Source organism: Christensenellaceae bacterium, from assembly GCA_031260975.1.
Lineage (GTDB): Bacteria > Bacillota > Clostridia > Christensenellales > UBA1242 > JAISKJ01.
This window is the reverse complement of sequence record JAISKJ010000003.1, coordinates 647,699-663,560: the sequence shown is the minus strand read 5'-3', so window position 1 is coordinate 663,560 and position 15,862 is coordinate 647,699. Positions and strand designations below refer to the sequence as shown.

Below are 15,862 nucleotides of genomic sequence, written 5' to 3'. Positions count from 1 at the left end.
GTAATATGTTAAACTTGTGGCATGGTAATATCAATTACATGGGATTTAACATTATTTTTTATTCTGTCGCAGATTTTTACCGTAGTTGCCTACGGTTTTTTTGCTTTATCTTTTGCCACCAAAAATCGAAATATGCTGCTCATTTTCAGTAGCATTAATTGCGTTTTTAATGCTCTTGCTTTTTTGTTTCTGTCGGCTTGGACGGGCTTTTTTATGGTGCTGATAGCGCTGATTAGAAACATTGCATTTTTGATACACGAGAAATATTGGGGCAAAAGCGGAAAGCTGGCGCTTTTTGACCATATAGTGTTGGGCCTTGTGATTGCGGTTTCTGTCATTGTATCGGTATTTGCCTACGACGGTGTGCTCAGCCTGCTGTTTGTTGTGATGACGCTTATTTATTCGTTTTCTGTTTATCAAAAGAATATCAAGGTCTACCGAATTTTGGGTATCATAACCCGAGCAATGGGTATAGTTTATTGCGGATTTATAGGGTCCTTCCTCGGCATGACCTTTGAAGCAATTTTGTGCGGTGTGGCTGCAGCCTCGGTGGCCTTCTATGACAAGATTGACATACTTTCAAACAAAGTAAAAAAGCTTGAAGAAGTCTGCAAGGAAGAGAGCAGCGCAGAAAAAACAGAGACTCAGGCAGAGGGCATTGAAATAAAAAAGGAAACCTAAAATTTGTTAGGGTTCCCAAAAAGTACCTGCGGAATTTTTTTGATTTGGCTGGGGTGCTAGGATTCGAACCTAGGCATACGGGAGTCAGAGACCCGGACCTTACCGCTTGGCTACACCCCAATGTGTTATATAATTTAGCACAAAGGCGCGCTAAAGTCAATAACTTAACAAAAATACTTGAAAAAAACTGTGAAATGTGCTAATCTATACTCACTAAAATAGCGGAAGTAGTCAGTTTGTTATATGACAGCGTTGGGTTGTTTTTTCCTCAAAAAGACAGGGTAGTGGCATTTGAATGATAAATTATATATGCGGGTGTAGTTCAGTGGCAGAACGCGAGCTTCCCAAGCTTGAGGTGAGGGTCCGATTCCCTTCATCCGCTCCATTAGGTTCAAAATAGAACTGTGAAAGTTCGTCAAATTCACTCACTATTTTTTGGGTAGTGAGTTTTTTGTTATCTCGCCCCTTAATATTGAACACGATTATGATTTTATATTTGTAGACAATAACCTTATTAACAAAACAATCTATTAATAATTGCTTACAAATGGGGTTTATGGTATACTTAAATTGTTATATTACATACGAAAGGAGAAAATGAATGGTAATCATTACTTGCCCAGAATGTGAAAATAAAATTTCAGACAAAGCAGAATGTTGCATTCACTGTGGTTGCCCAAAGGTACACTTTTTGGGTGTGCAAGAAAATAAAATAGATAATAAAAACACACCAAATTATAAAGAAATTAATTAGAACTTATTAAAGATTATAATCTTCCACATGATGAAAGCATATCAGAAACAATCCATGATATTGACACTTTGCGTTGCCCAATTTGTGGTAACCGTTTAAAATATGAAAATAATAAAAACTATGGGCTACCCCTTTATGTTTGCACAAATGACCCTGAAATTTGTGATTTTATGACAAACAATAAAAACTGTCTTGCCGATTTGTTTAAATGTCCGCAATGCACTGACGGATATTGCGTAGTAAGTTATAGTGAAAAGAAAAATGATTATTTTTATGCTTGCACCAATTATTACAATAAAGAGAAACAATGTAAATATATGCAACCAATTTCTGACAAATTAAAAGGAGCAAAGTAATGGACGAATTTGAACAATATATAAAACAAGGTGAACCCGAAGAAAAAGAAAGAAGTATTATTTGGCAAACCGCAATTGGCTTGCAAGAAGTTGACGGCTTAAAACCGTCTAAATATTTGATTGAAACAGCAAAGGCGAATATTGAGGGCAATATTACCATTGACGAGGTAAAAAGACGACTTGAAAGTTATTATGAAGAAATGCCCGTTAAAAATGCCGAACGAACGGAAGAGGCAGATAAAGTTTCTGCACGAATAACGGAGATTTTGAGTGAAAAGACTTTTCACTTTTCGCCACTTGAATTGCAAGAAATTCATAGGCGATTGTTTGACGTAGTTTTGCCAAAACTTGCTGGCAAAATTAGAGATTATAATATTACAAAAAAAGAATGGGTGCTTGATGATGACACAGTTTCGTATGTTTCTTTCAATATGATTAAAACAGCACTTGAATATGATTTTAACGAAGAGAAAAAGTTTGATTATAAACCCCTATCCTTAAAAGAAAAAGTTGAACACATAATCAAGTTTGTTTCAGGTGTTTGGCAAATCCACCCTTTTGGCGAGGGCAATACACGAACAACGGCGGTATTTACAATTAAATATTTACGAACTTTTGGCTTTAATGTAGATAATGATAGTTTTGCAAATAATTCTTGGTATTTTAGGAACGCCCTTGTGCGTGCAAATTACACAAACTTTGTGAAAAATGTTTATGCAACACAAGAATATCTAAATAGATTTTTTGATAATTTATTGTTTGACGGCAAAAACGAACTGCATAATAAAGATTTACTAATTGGCACTGTAAATGATACAGTTGGCACTGTAAATGGCACTGTAAAACTGACTGCCGAAGAAAAGATAAAAGCCGTTATTCGTGGCAATGCGAACATTACGGCTGGCATAATAGCAACAACGCTGTCAATGGGCTTGCGAACTGTTAAACGATATTTGAAAACATTAAAAGACAACGGCGAAGTAGAAAGAATTGGCAGTGATAAAAATGGCTATTGGAAAGTTAAAAAATAAAGGAAAAAACTATGGAATACACAAGAGGAAGTGAATGGCGTCGTTGGGATATTCACATTCACACGCCTGAAACCAAAATGAATGATAATTTTGAAGGACAAAGCCCCATCGAAAAATGGGATAAATTTTATAGTGATATTTTAACCTATATTGGTGACGGAAAAGACCCACAAAAAGCAATAGCAGGATTAGGCATAACTGATTACTTTTCTATTGATAACTATAACAAAGTTATAAGGGACGCAAGATTGAATGATAAAATACCATTTATATTTCCAAATATTGAACTAAGAATGTTCCCAACAGGTAAAGAACCAATAAACATTCATTGCTTATTTAATCCTGCTTTTGCTAACAAAATAGAAAACAAATTTTTTGCAAAACTTATTTGGACACGCACGAATGGTAAAGGAAATCTATCTTGTAGTAAAGCAGATTTAATTTCTCTTGGTAAAGAAAGTGATAAAAGTTTGACTGATAATCAAGCATATGTTAAAGGAATAGAAAATTTTATCATCACGCCAGAGGCGCTAATTGAATTATTTAAAGATAAGGAACTGCGAGAAAACACGCTTATTGCTATTGATAATGGAACAAATGCTGGCATTTCAACCATAGGAAATGGAAGTAAACAAAATAGTGCTTCTCGTCTTATTACGCTTTCTGTTGAACTTAAAAAATTTGCTGATATTATATTGGCAAGTGATGACGGCTCTATCAAATACTATTTAGGCGAAAAAGAAAAAGTAAGTAAAGAAACCGTCCTAACCGAATGCGGTTCTCTTAAACCTTGTTTGCACGGTTGCGACGCACACAGCAATAATGCGATATTTGAACCACTTGACAGCACGGGCAACCATACCAAGAGATATTGTTGGATAAAAGCCGACCCAACTTTTAATGGCTTAAAACAAGTTATGTATGAGCCAAAAGATAGAGTGCGTATTTGCGAAAACCGTCCTGAACAAAAGAATGATTATCAACTTATAGATAAAGTAATTATCAATAACCCCGATTTTCAACAAGAAGAAATAGTTTTTAATCAAAATTTAACTTGCATTATTGGTGGTCGTGCTTCTGGGAAGTCAATCCTTTTAAGAGCCATTGCTCGCAACATTGACGCTAAACAGATTGATGAAAAAAATGAAACAATTTCAAAAGCAAAACCATATATAATTCAAGGACTTTCTGTCTATTGGAAAGATGATAACATCCCGAACAAACAACGAAAAATAACATATATTCCGCAAACTTATCTAAATAGGCTTACAGATGACCAAGAAAATAAAACTGAAATTGATGACCTTATTGAAAATATTATTTTGCGTGATGAAAACATAAAAAGGCTAAGCGACAATTTGAAAGAAAAGTTGCGTGAAATTAAAAACAATCTAAATAGATATATTGCTGATTTAATATCCAAAGAAGAAACTGTTACTGATTTACAACAACAAATTGAAGAGTTGGGGAACGAAGATGCCATTACAAAGCAAATTAAAAAACTAACGACGCAAAGAGATGAGATTGCACAAAAGAATAATTGCTCCGTTGATGATATAAAAAACTTTGCCGAGAATAAGAGTAAGTTGCTAACTCTTGAAAACGAATTGAACGAATTAAATAATAATAAAACCGCTATTGAAAGTATTAAATCATTATTACAAAAGGGATACTTGCCATCAAATCTTCTAACAAAATATAAGACTTCAATGGACGATGAAGCAAATGCTGAAATTAAAGAAGTTGACAAAAAATGGGAAATAAAAAAGCAAGAAATATTAAGCGAGATAAATACTAATATTCAAACAAAATTAAGTGAAAAAACTAAATTAAGCACGAGTGTAACTGAATTAGCACCTAAAATTGAAATTACTGAAACCATTAAGAAATTAACTGAACAAATAGACACCGAAACAAAAAAACTAAATAAAGTTAAGGAATTACTAAAACAACAGAAGACTGTAAATGATGAAAAGAATATGTTGATTGACAAACTCATTTCATCGTCGGGGGCATATAAGATTGAAAACGAAACATATGCTTCAAAACTTGGGAAGATATTTACAGATACGAATAAGTCGTTTTATGCAAATGTTTTCTACAAAACAGAACAGTTTTGTATAAAATTTGGCGAAATTTTTATTAAAGCATTTCTAAAACAACAAAATATTGATGAAGAGATAATAAGAAATGACTCTTTAAACCCCAATTTTGACTTTGATGACGGCAATAAGAAAGAATTTATTATTGCATTATTGAAAAGTAACAAAGCCTTAAAATCGGGGCATACTGTTGAAGACGGTTTGAAAGTTGTATTAGATGATTATTTTAACATATCATATGGGGCAACACTTGGTGATACTGATTTAATAAATCAAATGTCGCCAGGTAAAAAAGCATTGTTATTATTAAAATTGCTTATTGAATTAGATGATAGCACAAACCCTATTTTGATAGACCAACCCGAAGATGACCTTGACAATAAGTCAATATTCAATGACTTGGTTCAATTCATAAAAGATAAGAAAAAACAACGGCAAATTATTCTCATCACTCATAATGCAAATATATCTATTGGTTGCGATGCGGAAGAAATAATAATTGCAAATCATCAAGGTGTAGACGCACCTAATAATCTAAAAACATTTGAATATCGCTCTGGTGCGATTGAAAATAACGAACCACGATACGACGATAAACGAACAACAATTAAAGGAACATTAAATCAAACTGGTATCCAGCAACAAGCGTGTGGTATATTGGAAGGTGGCAAAGAAGCCTTTGATATACGAAATAATAAGTATGTCAAAAATCAATAGATAACAAAAGTCCAACGATTAACTCGCTGTTTTTTTATTTGCAAAGCCAAATTAAAATGCTGCAATAATACCACACCAAGATTTTGTAACGACTACCCGTCCAATTTTGTTACAAGGTTGTGCTCCAATTTTCCGGTGGTATTTATCCGTCGGATTTTTTATTGAGCAAAAAAGATAAGTGTTTTGCTTAACTATTCCTTTGCTTTATGTTATTATAAGTTTATAAACAAATTTATTTTGCATGGATTTGGGAAAATAAGCAGAGAACAATAATAAACATATTACAATATTAAGCATAAAACGTACATACTAATGAAGAGTTTTTTTAAAACAAAGGAGTAAACATGAAATTTAAAAATCAGAAATATCTTTTGAGGTTTGGTAGCCTTAAAGGAAAAACAGCTGTGATTACCGGGGCGTCAGGTGCCATCGGAAAGCATATTGTTACAAACTTTTTGCTGATGGGGGCTGAGGTTATTTTGCCGGCGCTGCCCGGAGAGGGTGAGGCCTTGAAAGAGGAGTTATCCTCTAAATTTGACGGGAGCAGGATTAGTGTATATCCAATTGATTTGTGCGACACCGCTTCGATAGATAAGTTTGCCGAGGAGATTAAAGATAAGAACATAAACTTTTTAATAAACAACGCCGGAGTTATTGGCAAGCGGGCCTATCAGGTCAATTTTTGGGGTACGGTTTATTTAACCATTAAGCTTACTCCGTTGCTCAACAAAAATCAGGGTTCTAAGGTAGCTTTTCAGAGCTCGTTTTCATATAGATTTAGTAAAATTGATTGGACCGACGCTGAGAGCGCTAAGGTGGAGAAAAAATTAAAGGCCTATGCCAACTCAAAGAAGCTGTTGAGCCTAGCTATAGTTACGCTGAAAAAGGACTTTTTGCCGGCTTATCCAAATGTTGAGTATGCAATCGCCCATCCCGGCTGTGTAGCAAGTGATATTAACGGTAAAGTCAGCGATTTTTCAAAAAAGATGTCAAAACTGTTTTTGCACAGCGCGGAGACCGGCTCTCTTAGTGTAACCACGGCAGCGCTAAAGCCTGTGCCTGAAAACAGGCTTGTTGGTCCCAGATGCGTAGGAATTTGGGGTAAGCCCCGTTTTCGAAAGCTTTCAAAAAGCATTTTTGATGAAAAAGAGCTTGAGCAGATAAAACAGCTTATTTCGCCCTTGTTTGAGAGGGTGTAAAAAAGGTTAATATTTTTAAAATCAGAACGAGGTTTTAAAAATTTAAATTTTTGTGAGGTATAAATGAAGAACAGTTATACATATGAAACTGTACTTGGCAAAATTACTATATCAGAATGTAAAGGTGCCATTACAGCTCTTTATTTTGGATTAAGTAAAGAGGGTGAGTTAAAACGTACTTCGCTTATTGATAAGGCCGCTATACAAATTGAAGAGTATTTGGACGGAAAACGCAAAGACTTTGACTTGCCCATAAGTCTCGAAGGTACTTCGTTTCAAAAAAGGGTATGGACAGAGCTTCAAAAAATTCCGTATGGAAAGACAATGACATACAGTCAGATTGCCTCAGCGATAGGAAGCCCTAAAGCTGTGCGTGCTGTGGGAGGCGCGAATAATAAAAATCCAATTTCAATTATTATACCTTGCCATCGCGTAATCGGTTCTGACGGGTCACTTACCGGATATGCGGGCGGCCTCAAAATTAAGGAAAAACTATTGCAGCTTGAAAAGGGGATAGATTAATGAAAGAGCATGTATTCAGGCTTGCAAGGGGAGATGACCTTAAAATTAAAATTGAAGAGTATGCAGGGTCTCATGAGATTGAAGCGGGTATTGTTGTTTGTTCGGTTGGGTGCCTGAGTGTCTGCACAATCAGGTCGGCTGACGGCAAAACGGTAATTAAAAAAACCGAGCCGCTTGAGATTATTTCGCTTAATGGCACTGTTTCAAAAAACGGGTGTCATTTACATATCTCGGTGTCGGACATAGCACTAAATATTTTTGGCGGACATCTTAAAGAAGGTTGCACAATAAATACCACAGCTGAGGTTGTAATAATCGAGCTTGAAAGCTTTGAATTTGACAGAGCTTTTGATAAGGATACGGGTTTTAAAGAGCTGGTAATAAAAAAATGCAGAGGTGGGGGATAATATAACACAACCTCAAAGATGGAAGAATATGGGCGGTATTGCATTAAAAAAGCACCGGATTTCCGGTGTTTTTTTATTTATATTAAATCAATTACACTGCTTGCAACATTTGGATTTTTCTTCATCGTCTTTTTTAGAGAGTCCATATCTGTAACTGCATGTAGTGTAAGGTCTGCTTTTTCAAGATTTTCTTCTGCGCCTTGCTGCCTGTCTAAGAAAGCATATACATCGTTTACTTCAATTCCGTTTGCACGCAGACTTTTTGCAAATTCGATGGATGAGCCGCCGGATGTAAGGACATCTTCAACAATTATGCCTTGTTTTCCGTCATGTTTTCCGCCTACAATTCTGTCATGCACCATGTCAGCTTCCTTTCGCTCAGTTATAAAAGGAACCTTAAGATTTTGTGCAACTTGCATAGCGGGAAATATTGCACCATAAGGAACGCCGCCTACGAGCTCCGGTTTAACACCGCTGTCCTTAACTAATTTGGTGTAAAGGTGACCGATGGTGTCCCGAGCTTCTATATTTGTCATACCCATAATGTCACGCAGATTTACAAACAAAGCGGCAAAATCGTCTTGAGAAAGAGTGCCGTTACCAACAAGAGAGCGAAGCTGTTCAACTTTTTCGTCTGGGCTGCCTGTCAGAACAATTCCTGCGGTGGTAAGTTTTGTTTTGCCTTTCTTTAAAAAGAAACCGTCTTTAATAAGGTCGGGAGATTTTGCTGTTTTAACAAAGCCGCCTTCGATTAGACTATTTACTGCATATTCTCTCAGGCTTTGCGGTTCTTGTGCCTTTTTAATTTCTGTGTTTATTACGTCACGCCAATATTTTGCAGCTTCACCTGTGGTCATACCATTAAGATATTTTTCTTTTGTCAGTCCTGATGAAATAGGGAAGACTGAATTTCTGTCTGCAAAGGGTGTTCCGCCTTGTTTGCCGAGGCCCGGCGCCAGCACAGGTGCAGGATTCAGCCCATATTCTTTTTCTGCCATACGGATATGCTTTAGTGCTTCACCTTGTGTGGCTCCTACAACCAAACCAACACGGCCCTGACCCCACCTGCCTGCGTCAACGGCAACATGCTGAGCTACTTTCAGGCCGTTTGCTGTAAGATTTTGTATTTGTGCGCTTGGATTTGACATTGCAGCCATGATATATATGCAAAGATTTGGATTAACATCTAAATACGGTTTTACTGCGTCACTTCCGGAATATGAATGTAATGTGACAATATCCGGATTAAAGTTTATCATATCCGCTTCTGACATTTGTGTTTGTGTATCCGTAATGTCGCCGCGCTTTGCGTCCATTATTTTAACCAATCCTTTTTCACCTGCATATTTCATAATTTGCGCCATAATGCCGCGTCTATATTCACTGCGTTCAAAGAAAGCAAGATTGGGTTTGATGCCGACCACATAAGGTGCAGCTTCGTTTATAAGTTTTTTGAAATAATCTATTGTAAACGGAGAGTTGTATGCTTTATCCCACTCTTCATCCGTTGGATCTATTCCAAGCACCACACGCGAGTTCTTTTTTTCAATTTGTCTTTGTAATTTTTCAAAGCCATTTTCAACTTTTTTGTTTCCCATTTTTCTCTTTCCTTTTATAATCCCTAAAAAATAAATTGTAAATATGGTTGTAGTTGTAATTTGATTATAAACATGATACACCATGGAAATACTTTTGTCAATATCTCTTAATTATGAAGTAAAAATAAAAACACCGGCAGAAGCCGATGTTTTTTATTTGTTTTATTAGAACAAAAGCCAAGAAATCTTTTTGGTTGCAATCAGCGAAACCAAGTCAACAATCCAGAAGATGAAACCAAACAGGAATGGCAGAGCCAGAATTGCAGAAATGATGTGTCCTGTCAAAAGTCTGTGGATGAACGCAAAGATCCAACCAAAAAAAATTGATAGGATAAGCGAAACAATCCAGCCGGTTCCAAGATAGGTTGATGCGGATTTAGCCATAATTTTACTCCTCCCTTATAATTTTATTGTATGCTATATTGTAGCATATAATAACGAATAAAACAACAATTTTTTACATTATTTTTTCAAGAAATTTGTTAATTTTTTGAAGATTTTAGACTGTTAATATTTTATGACAGCAATCTTTCGGTTGTGCAAAGGCATAGGTAATGGTAAAAATATTTACACCAATAACACAGTTTTTATGATTTTGATTTGGCCTGTTTTTTGTGGATTGCAGATAATATAAATCGTGCGAATGGCTGAGCGATTAGAAGTTCTATAATCAAAGCTATGGTAAAATTTCTTGGCCATTTATAATGAAAGTTAATTAACGGCTCAATAGAAATATTTCTTGCTCCAATCCATGTGCAGACTATTGTTAATAATATAGACAGCACTAAAACAGTTACAAGAGTATTAATGGTTATTACCGTACGGAAGCTGTCTCCTTGCCTCACTATTTTCTTTGTTAGAAATTCACATAGCGGATAGGTTATAAGCACCATTATTACTACTGCTGCCCAAATAAAGGGTAAGATTTTTAATGTTTCTAAATAAACAGAAATATCAAACCCAAGCTCAAAACAGGCTATTGTGGGTGCAATCAGGTTTACTGAAATAATAGAAACAATAGTAACAAAAATTGCAAATTCCAATTTATTATGCGGAAGTTTTAAAAAAAAATCGTTCTGTTCGTTCATAATTTCCTCCTATGTTTTAGGTTAGAAATTATACGCTTACAGAAGCTGTCTAACAAAATTCAGTTTAGCATAAAAATTATTTTTTTGCAATAAAAAACACATACATTTGTCGGTTTTTATATCCGTCTTATGTATGTGTTGTTATGGGGTGAGCGATGGGGTTCGAACCCACGACCTCCAGGGCCACAACCTGGCGCTCTGCCAACTGAGCTACACCCACCATGTGTGTTAGGCTTAAAACATAAAACATGCAGAAATCCTTAGTGCTTCATGTTATTTTACGTTTTATGTTTTGTGTTTGTCACTTGGCATAAACCAAGTTTGGTGCCGCTGGTCGGAGTCGAACCGACATGAAGTTGCCCTCAATGGATTTTGAGTCCATCGCGTCTGCCATTTCGCCACAGCGGCATTAAGGTGAGAGTATTATATCATATGTTTTATAAAAAATCAATCAGCAAAGCAGATAATTTTTTGTTATATTTAAGGATTTTAGTTATTTGGCTTTTGCTTCATTGGTTTTGTTTGCTTTATTTTTGCAACTGATGATATAATATTGATTAGAATTTATTAAAAAAACTTGCTTTTAGGCGGGCTTTGTGATATATTAATTGCACCTGTACCAATAGCTCAGCCGGATAGAGCATCGCCCTTCTAAGGCGGGGGTCGGGGGTTCGAATCCCTCTTGGTACACCAGAGAGTATAAAATATGCTCTTTTTTATATTTATAATTATATGACTGTAGCTTATAGGGATTTGAACGGAGCGTAGCAAAACATGCCCTCGGGTATGTTTTGTACACCAAAATTGAGACTGAATATCAGTCTTTTATTTTTTGTTTATAAGCAGATGCTGCGGAGTTTTTTAGGGAGTGTTATAAAAAATGCCTCTATATTTGCCTATTGAAAGAATGAATGAGGTGTGATAGAATAGGCCGTGACAAAAGAGAGGGATTTAATGCATGACCGCGATAAGAGTTTAAGGATACCGAAAACTGTTGATGACGCTGAGGGCAAAATCAACAGCATTCAAGATGAAGTGTCAATAGGTCATGCTGCGGCTATGGCCAGGGGCCAAAGATTTGACAAAACTCAGGCGCAAAAAGATGCCTCTTGGCGCGACCGTGAATGGGAAAGCGTTTGTAAAATCCCTGCTGAGAGCAGTGACCTTATTGTGATAACTGTCATTAAAAAGCTTGGAGCTTATATAATTTTGGTTACTCAAAGGTCTCCTGCAAAATTCCGCGGAGTGTTTGTGAACCGGATGCAGAATTTTGTGCTTGAAGCCTTACAAGACTTGTTGCGGGCAAACTTTTTGAGGATGGACAGTGGGGAGAACAAGAAAGAGCGTGAGAACTTGCAAAAAGAAGCAATCATCAGGCTTAAAATGCTTGGGTATGTTGCCATGGTGGCTGAGAGCGCAGGCTGCATTTTGCCAAAGCAGTATAAACAGATTTCTGTCCAGACAGGGGAGGCTATCAACTTGATTGCGGCATGGAAGAGAAGTGACGACCAGAGATGGAAGAAAAATAGAAATGGATTTTAGGCCGAAAGGCTTTTAATTAAGGGAAAGATTGTATGGTTGGGTTTCGTTCCGTTTGGTGGTCTGCCTCTAAGAATAATAATGATAATGTCAGAACCGTCAACACCGACGCAAATAGAAATTGGAATTAATCAAACAATAGGAAACCCGCGGCACGTCCAGATTCGCTTTTGAAGAAACCGTTTTGAGCGGATTTAGAAAACAGGCCAGATAAGTGTATTTTAAGCAAAATACATCCGTGCCTTAAAGCGAAGGAATTTTTCTCTTTTCTGACCGCTAATGGTTTTTGGATTAACTCTAAAACGCCGAGTGTCGGTGGAAGAAATTGAGCGCCCACACAAATAATGCCGGGCCCGGCCTGTGCTTTATAAGTTTAAGGGGGCGTTCTTTTAATGCAGTCAAAGCGTGAGGGATAAAATGAACTTAAATGAAATTTTTTGTTTTGAAAATTTGTATGAGGCTCACAAGCGGTGCCGAAGAGCCAAGCAACACAAAGGAGAGGTTGTGCGTTTTGAAACCACGCTCGGCATAACTTTGGCCGCATTAGAAAAGGAATTAGTCAGCAAAAAGTTTGGCTTTGGAGGCTATAAAGAGTTTAAGATATATGACCCCAAAGAAAGACTGATTGAGGCGCCTAGTTATAAAGACAGGGTAGTTATGATGTGTTTTTGTTTAAATTCGCTGCTTTCAAGACTTGAAAAAAGATTGATATACGACAACGCTGCCTGCCGCAAAAACAAGGGCACGCATTTTGGTATGCAGCGGCTCAAACAATTTTTGAAGCAGGAGTTTTTTCGGGGAGGGGATAATAAGATTTATTATCTTAAGTGTGACATTTCAAAATATTTTCAGAGCATCAATCATGATATACTTTTAGAAAAGCTTAAGAAATGCGGCTTTGGCGCAGACGAAATGTGGTTTATTCAAAAGCTGATTAAAGAGCAGCCAAACTACACCGGAGTAGGTTTGCCTCTGGGGAACCAAACCAGCCAATGGTTTGCACTGTTATATCTTGACCCCATCGACAGGCTTGTTAAGGAGGAGCTTCATATTAAGGGGTACGTGCGATATATGGATGACTTTATCCTTATTCACCGTGACAAAAAATATCTGCATTATTGCTTGAAGCGGATAAAGGAGGTTTGTGAACAAAGCCTAAAGCTTTTTTTAAACCGCAAAACGCAGATAGGCAGAGTTCAAAACGGCATAGACTTTTTGGGGTTCAGGCATTATCTGACCCAAACGGGCAAGGTTATAATAAAATTGCGCGGTTCGGCAAGGGTAAGGCTTAAGCGTCACTTGCAAACACTTTTAAAGCTGAGAGCCAAAAACATTGTGGATGATGATTATATTGAAGTGCGAAAAAACGCCTTTAGCGCTCATCTCAAGCACAGCAACGAAAGCGTGAGGCTGAAACGTGCTGTAGAAACAGAAAAAACAAAAAAGTAATGTTTTGGTATTTACAATAACAAAAAAATGTGATAAAATAAAAATATAAAAAAAAATGGGTTTTTCTAAAAAAGAAAAACTGAAACGGAGGAGACTGTTATGGCTGCAACTGTTAAATGGACCTTTCCCACTGAGGCTCAAATCTGGGAGGATTTTGACCCTCCGGCCAGCAAATGGGCAGCTTGCAGAGCCTCTGACTTTGCCAAACTTTTGGGTGTATATATAAGTTCCGCAAACGGTCGTTCCGTTTGGTGGTCTGCCTCTAAGCATAATAATGATTATGTCATTACCGTCTACACCGACGCAACTAGAAATTGGTATTACTCATACAGTAGGAGACCCGCGGCACGTCCAGCTTCGCTGTTCTCTGACATCCTGACAATCTCCCCGAACGGAGTGAGGGGGAAAAACGCAGAAGGGGTTCCTACTTATAAATCAAACCTTGAATATCCGCAGACAGCGGTTGAGCCCGGCTCTGACCTTGAAAAAAGGCTCAACAGTGTGTTGGGGGGCGGCAAAAATAAGACGGGTAAGAAGTATACGGTAGATTCAGTACCGACAAAATACGAAGAAAAATATTATAAACAAAAATTCAGCCCGAGAGAGCTGGAGGAATATATTCTGGACGGTCAGAAGTATGTGAAAGTCAAGGCTTTGACATATGACAGCGGCGACCAAAATAAGCTGGCCGGCGGAGCAAAATTTGAAGAAGGCAAAGAATACTGGGTAAAAGTGGAACCGGTAACTTTTTTAATTCTGAAAGACAAAAAAACCAACAAGGAATGGGCTGTGGCCGAAAACGCTATGTATGCGGGTATTCAGATGAACAACAGCGGCACCTATGACGGAAACTTGGATAAGTCTGACGGAGGAGCATATTTAAACAACCATTTTGCAAAGGATATAACCCCTCAAAAAAGCGCTGTTCAAAACACTGCTGCACCTCAAAACGGAGCGACTCGGGACTCCAAACGAAAGGGGGCTTTTGAAATCACGCGCTCGGCAAGCATAAAAGAGAGGATGCTGGAAAACTTTGAGGACGGGTGCAGCATGATGCTGCATGGTCTGTCGGGCGTGGGAAAATCACGAAGGGTTTATGAGCTTGACCCCACCTATACCAGCATTGTGCTCAGAAACGGCATGATGCCCGAGGAGGTAGTGGGAGGCAAGGAGCCAAACGGCGACCCCGGAATGATTTATCCGCCTTATTGGTATACGCTGCTTTGTGAAAAGTGTAAAAAAGAACCTAACAGAAAGCAGGCTTTGTTTATTGATGAGCTGACCAATGTCAAAGAAACAACCCAGAGCATGGTTTATGATATTGTGCTTAATCGCACTGTGCGTCCAAACCTTTGGGAGCTCCCCGACAATGCCGTGGTGATTGCTGCCGGAAACAGCAAGGAAGAGTCTACAGCGGCCTATAACATGCCGGCACCGCTGTTTAGAAGGTTTGATTCGCATATAGAAATTCCGCTGGACACACATTCGTGGATAGAGTGGGGATATGAGATGAAGTCTGACGGCAGCGGACAGACAAAAATTCATCCGCTGGTTTCGGCATTTGTGATGGGCAACACTGAAGTGCTTTATAGTGGATATGATGACGAGGCAGGTGACCATAAGCCTACGCTGGACCCGCGAAAGTGGGAAAAGGTTTCGGAGGTTTTGTATAAGGCCGAAAAGCGCGGCAAAATCAGTCAGGACAGAATATCCGACATGGTGGGCAAGGATGTTGCTTCCAGCCTTTGTGAGTTTGTTTCGCGCCCGCAAATAACCGTTGAGGATATTAAGAAAAAGGATTATGAGCATATACCCATGGAAAACATTTCTGACCAAATGTTTGTTTTAGGTTCGCTTCTAAACACCTCCAAAGATGATAAGAACATAGTGAAGAAGTTTATTAAGGATGAGCTCGGCGAAGAGATGTATGCGGTATATAATTCGATTGAATACGGAAGGATGGGCACTCAAACTGATAAAACCTTAGACCTTAATAAGGGGGTTGAACAGTAATGGATAAGTTTAAAACGGTAAAAGAGTATATAAAAGATAACCTTACGCCTTTGTGGCTCGAGGGCTTTGATTCAAAGCAGTTTAAAAATTCAGTTGTAGTTGAGGCTAACGCCCCCAAAACCGAGTTTGCCGTGTTTATGGGAAGGAATGGGGCGGTTTTTCCAAGTTGGTACAATGCAGTTTTAGAAAAAAAGAATGAACAAGTTAATCTGCTGGTTTTTGAGGATATTGACAGGCTTAGCGAAGAGGAGCAGGAGAGATTTTTAGAAATTGTAAAGTATCGCACAATTTCAAACGCCAAACTGCCCGACAACTGTTGCATTATTTTGACAAGCAGCAGCACGGGCAGAAAAATAAACCCAAAGCTGAGCAGATTTTTGACTTACATAAAAATTTAGTGAGGTAA

General features: G+C 37.8%; 14 protein-coding genes and 5 tRNA genes. 13 read left to right on the top strand and 6 right to left on the bottom strand.

Annotation, left to right across the window (positions count from 1 at the left end; translation table 11 throughout):
- Positions 1-21 precede the first annotated feature (21 nt).
- Complete coding sequence (locus LBN07_03785; protein ID MDR0850574.1) at positions 22-681, top strand: YgjV family protein; 660 nt, start codon at positions 22-24, stop codon at positions 679-681.
- A 45-nt stretch (positions 682-726) separates the two neighbouring features.
- Here LBN07_03785 and LBN07_03780 read toward each other — a convergent pair.
- Positions 727-801: transfer RNA gene (locus tag LBN07_03780), tRNA-Gln, on the bottom strand.
- Positions 802-992: 191 nt separating this feature from the next.
- Between LBN07_03780 and LBN07_03775 the strand changes: the two genes are divergently transcribed.
- The 7 genes from LBN07_03775 (at position 993) to LBN07_03745 (ending at position 7,769) form a co-directional block, all read left to right on the top strand.
- Positions 993-1,066 (top strand) — tRNA-Gly (locus LBN07_03775).
- Positions 1,067-1,282: 216 nt separating this feature from the next.
- Positions 1,283-1,435, top strand: coding sequence for a hypothetical protein (locus LBN07_03770; GenBank protein MDR0850573.1), 153 nt, complete (start codon positions 1,283-1,285; stop codon positions 1,433-1,435).
- A gap of 355 nt (positions 1,436-1,790) precedes the next feature.
- A complete protein-coding gene (locus LBN07_03765) occupies positions 1,791-2,822 on the top strand; it encodes a Fic family protein (protein MDR0850572.1) in 1,032 nt (343 codons plus the stop codon).
- Between the two features lie 11 nt (positions 2,823-2,833).
- Positions 2,834-5,641: a hypothetical protein gene (locus LBN07_03760; GenBank protein MDR0850571.1), complete on the top strand. Its 2,808-nt coding sequence runs from the start codon at positions 2,834-2,836 to the stop codon at positions 5,639-5,641.
- A 344-nt stretch (positions 5,642-5,985) separates the two neighbouring features.
- Positions 5,986-6,840, top strand: coding sequence for an SDR family NAD(P)-dependent oxidoreductase (locus tag LBN07_03755; GenBank protein ID MDR0850570.1), 855 nt, complete (start codon positions 5,986-5,988; stop codon positions 6,838-6,840).
- Between the two features lie 63 nt (positions 6,841-6,903).
- Complete coding sequence (locus LBN07_03750) at positions 6,904-7,362, top strand: methylated-DNA--[protein]-cysteine S-methyltransferase (GenBank protein MDR0850569.1); 459 nt, start codon at positions 6,904-6,906, stop codon at positions 7,360-7,362.
- A complete protein-coding gene (locus LBN07_03745; GenBank protein ID MDR0850568.1) occupies positions 7,362-7,769 on the top strand; it encodes a DNA-binding protein in 408 nt (135 codons plus the stop codon). Before LBN07_03750 ends, LBN07_03745 begins: the two co-directional genes overlap by 1 nt.
- A gap of 77 nt (positions 7,770-7,846) precedes the next feature.
- Here the strand turns inward: LBN07_03745 and pyrF are convergent, their stop codons facing one another.
- The 5 genes from pyrF to LBN07_03720 all read right to left on the bottom strand — a co-directional run bounded on the left by pyrF (position 7,847) and on the right by LBN07_03720 (position 10,863).
- Positions 7,847-9,367 carry an orotidine-5'-phosphate decarboxylase gene (pyrF, locus tag LBN07_03740; GenBank protein ID MDR0850567.1) on the bottom strand — a complete coding sequence of 507 codons (1,521 nt, stop codon included), beginning with the start codon at positions 9,365-9,367 and terminating at the stop codon, positions 7,847-7,849.
- Between the two features lie 165 nt (positions 9,368-9,532).
- Entirely contained in the window at positions 9,533-9,751 is a 219-nt protein-coding gene (locus tag LBN07_03735) for a hypothetical protein (GenBank protein ID MDR0850566.1), read from the bottom strand.
- A gap of 203 nt (positions 9,752-9,954) precedes the next feature.
- The gene (locus tag LBN07_03730) at positions 9,955-10,455 is read right to left on the bottom strand and encodes a hypothetical protein (protein MDR0850565.1); all 501 of its coding nucleotides are present in this window, start codon (positions 10,453-10,455) and stop codon (positions 9,955-9,957) included.
- A gap of 144 nt (positions 10,456-10,599) precedes the next feature.
- Positions 10,600-10,675: transfer RNA gene (locus tag LBN07_03725), tRNA-His, on the bottom strand.
- A gap of 102 nt (positions 10,676-10,777) precedes the next feature.
- Positions 10,778-10,863: transfer RNA gene (locus LBN07_03720), tRNA-Leu, on the bottom strand.
- 208 nt (positions 10,864-11,071) lie between these two features.
- On the opposite strand from LBN07_03720, the gene LBN07_03715 reads away from it, so the two are divergent.
- The 5 genes from LBN07_03715 to LBN07_03695 all read left to right on the top strand — a co-directional run bounded on the left by LBN07_03715 (position 11,072) and on the right by LBN07_03695 (position 15,854).
- Positions 11,072-11,148: transfer RNA gene (locus tag LBN07_03715), tRNA-Arg, on the top strand.
- 240 nt (positions 11,149-11,388) lie between these two features.
- On the top strand, positions 11,389-11,997 hold the full coding sequence (locus tag LBN07_03710) for a four helix bundle protein (GenBank protein ID MDR0850564.1): 609 nt from the start codon (positions 11,389-11,391) through the stop codon (positions 11,995-11,997).
- A 414-nt stretch (positions 11,998-12,411) separates the two neighbouring features.
- Positions 12,412-13,443, top strand: a complete 1,032-nt coding sequence (locus LBN07_03705) for an RNA-directed DNA polymerase (GenBank protein MDR0850563.1) — start codon at positions 12,412-12,414, stop codon at positions 13,441-13,443.
- A gap of 99 nt (positions 13,444-13,542) precedes the next feature.
- Positions 13,543-15,456, top strand: a complete 1,914-nt coding sequence (locus tag LBN07_03700; protein MDR0850562.1) for an ATP-binding protein — start codon at positions 13,543-13,545, stop codon at positions 15,454-15,456.
- On the top strand, positions 15,456-15,854 hold the full coding sequence (locus LBN07_03695) for a tail fiber assembly protein (protein ID MDR0850561.1): 399 nt from the start codon (positions 15,456-15,458) through the stop codon (positions 15,852-15,854). Before LBN07_03700 ends, LBN07_03695 begins: the two co-directional genes overlap by 1 nt.
- Positions 15,855-15,862 lie beyond the last annotated feature (8 nt).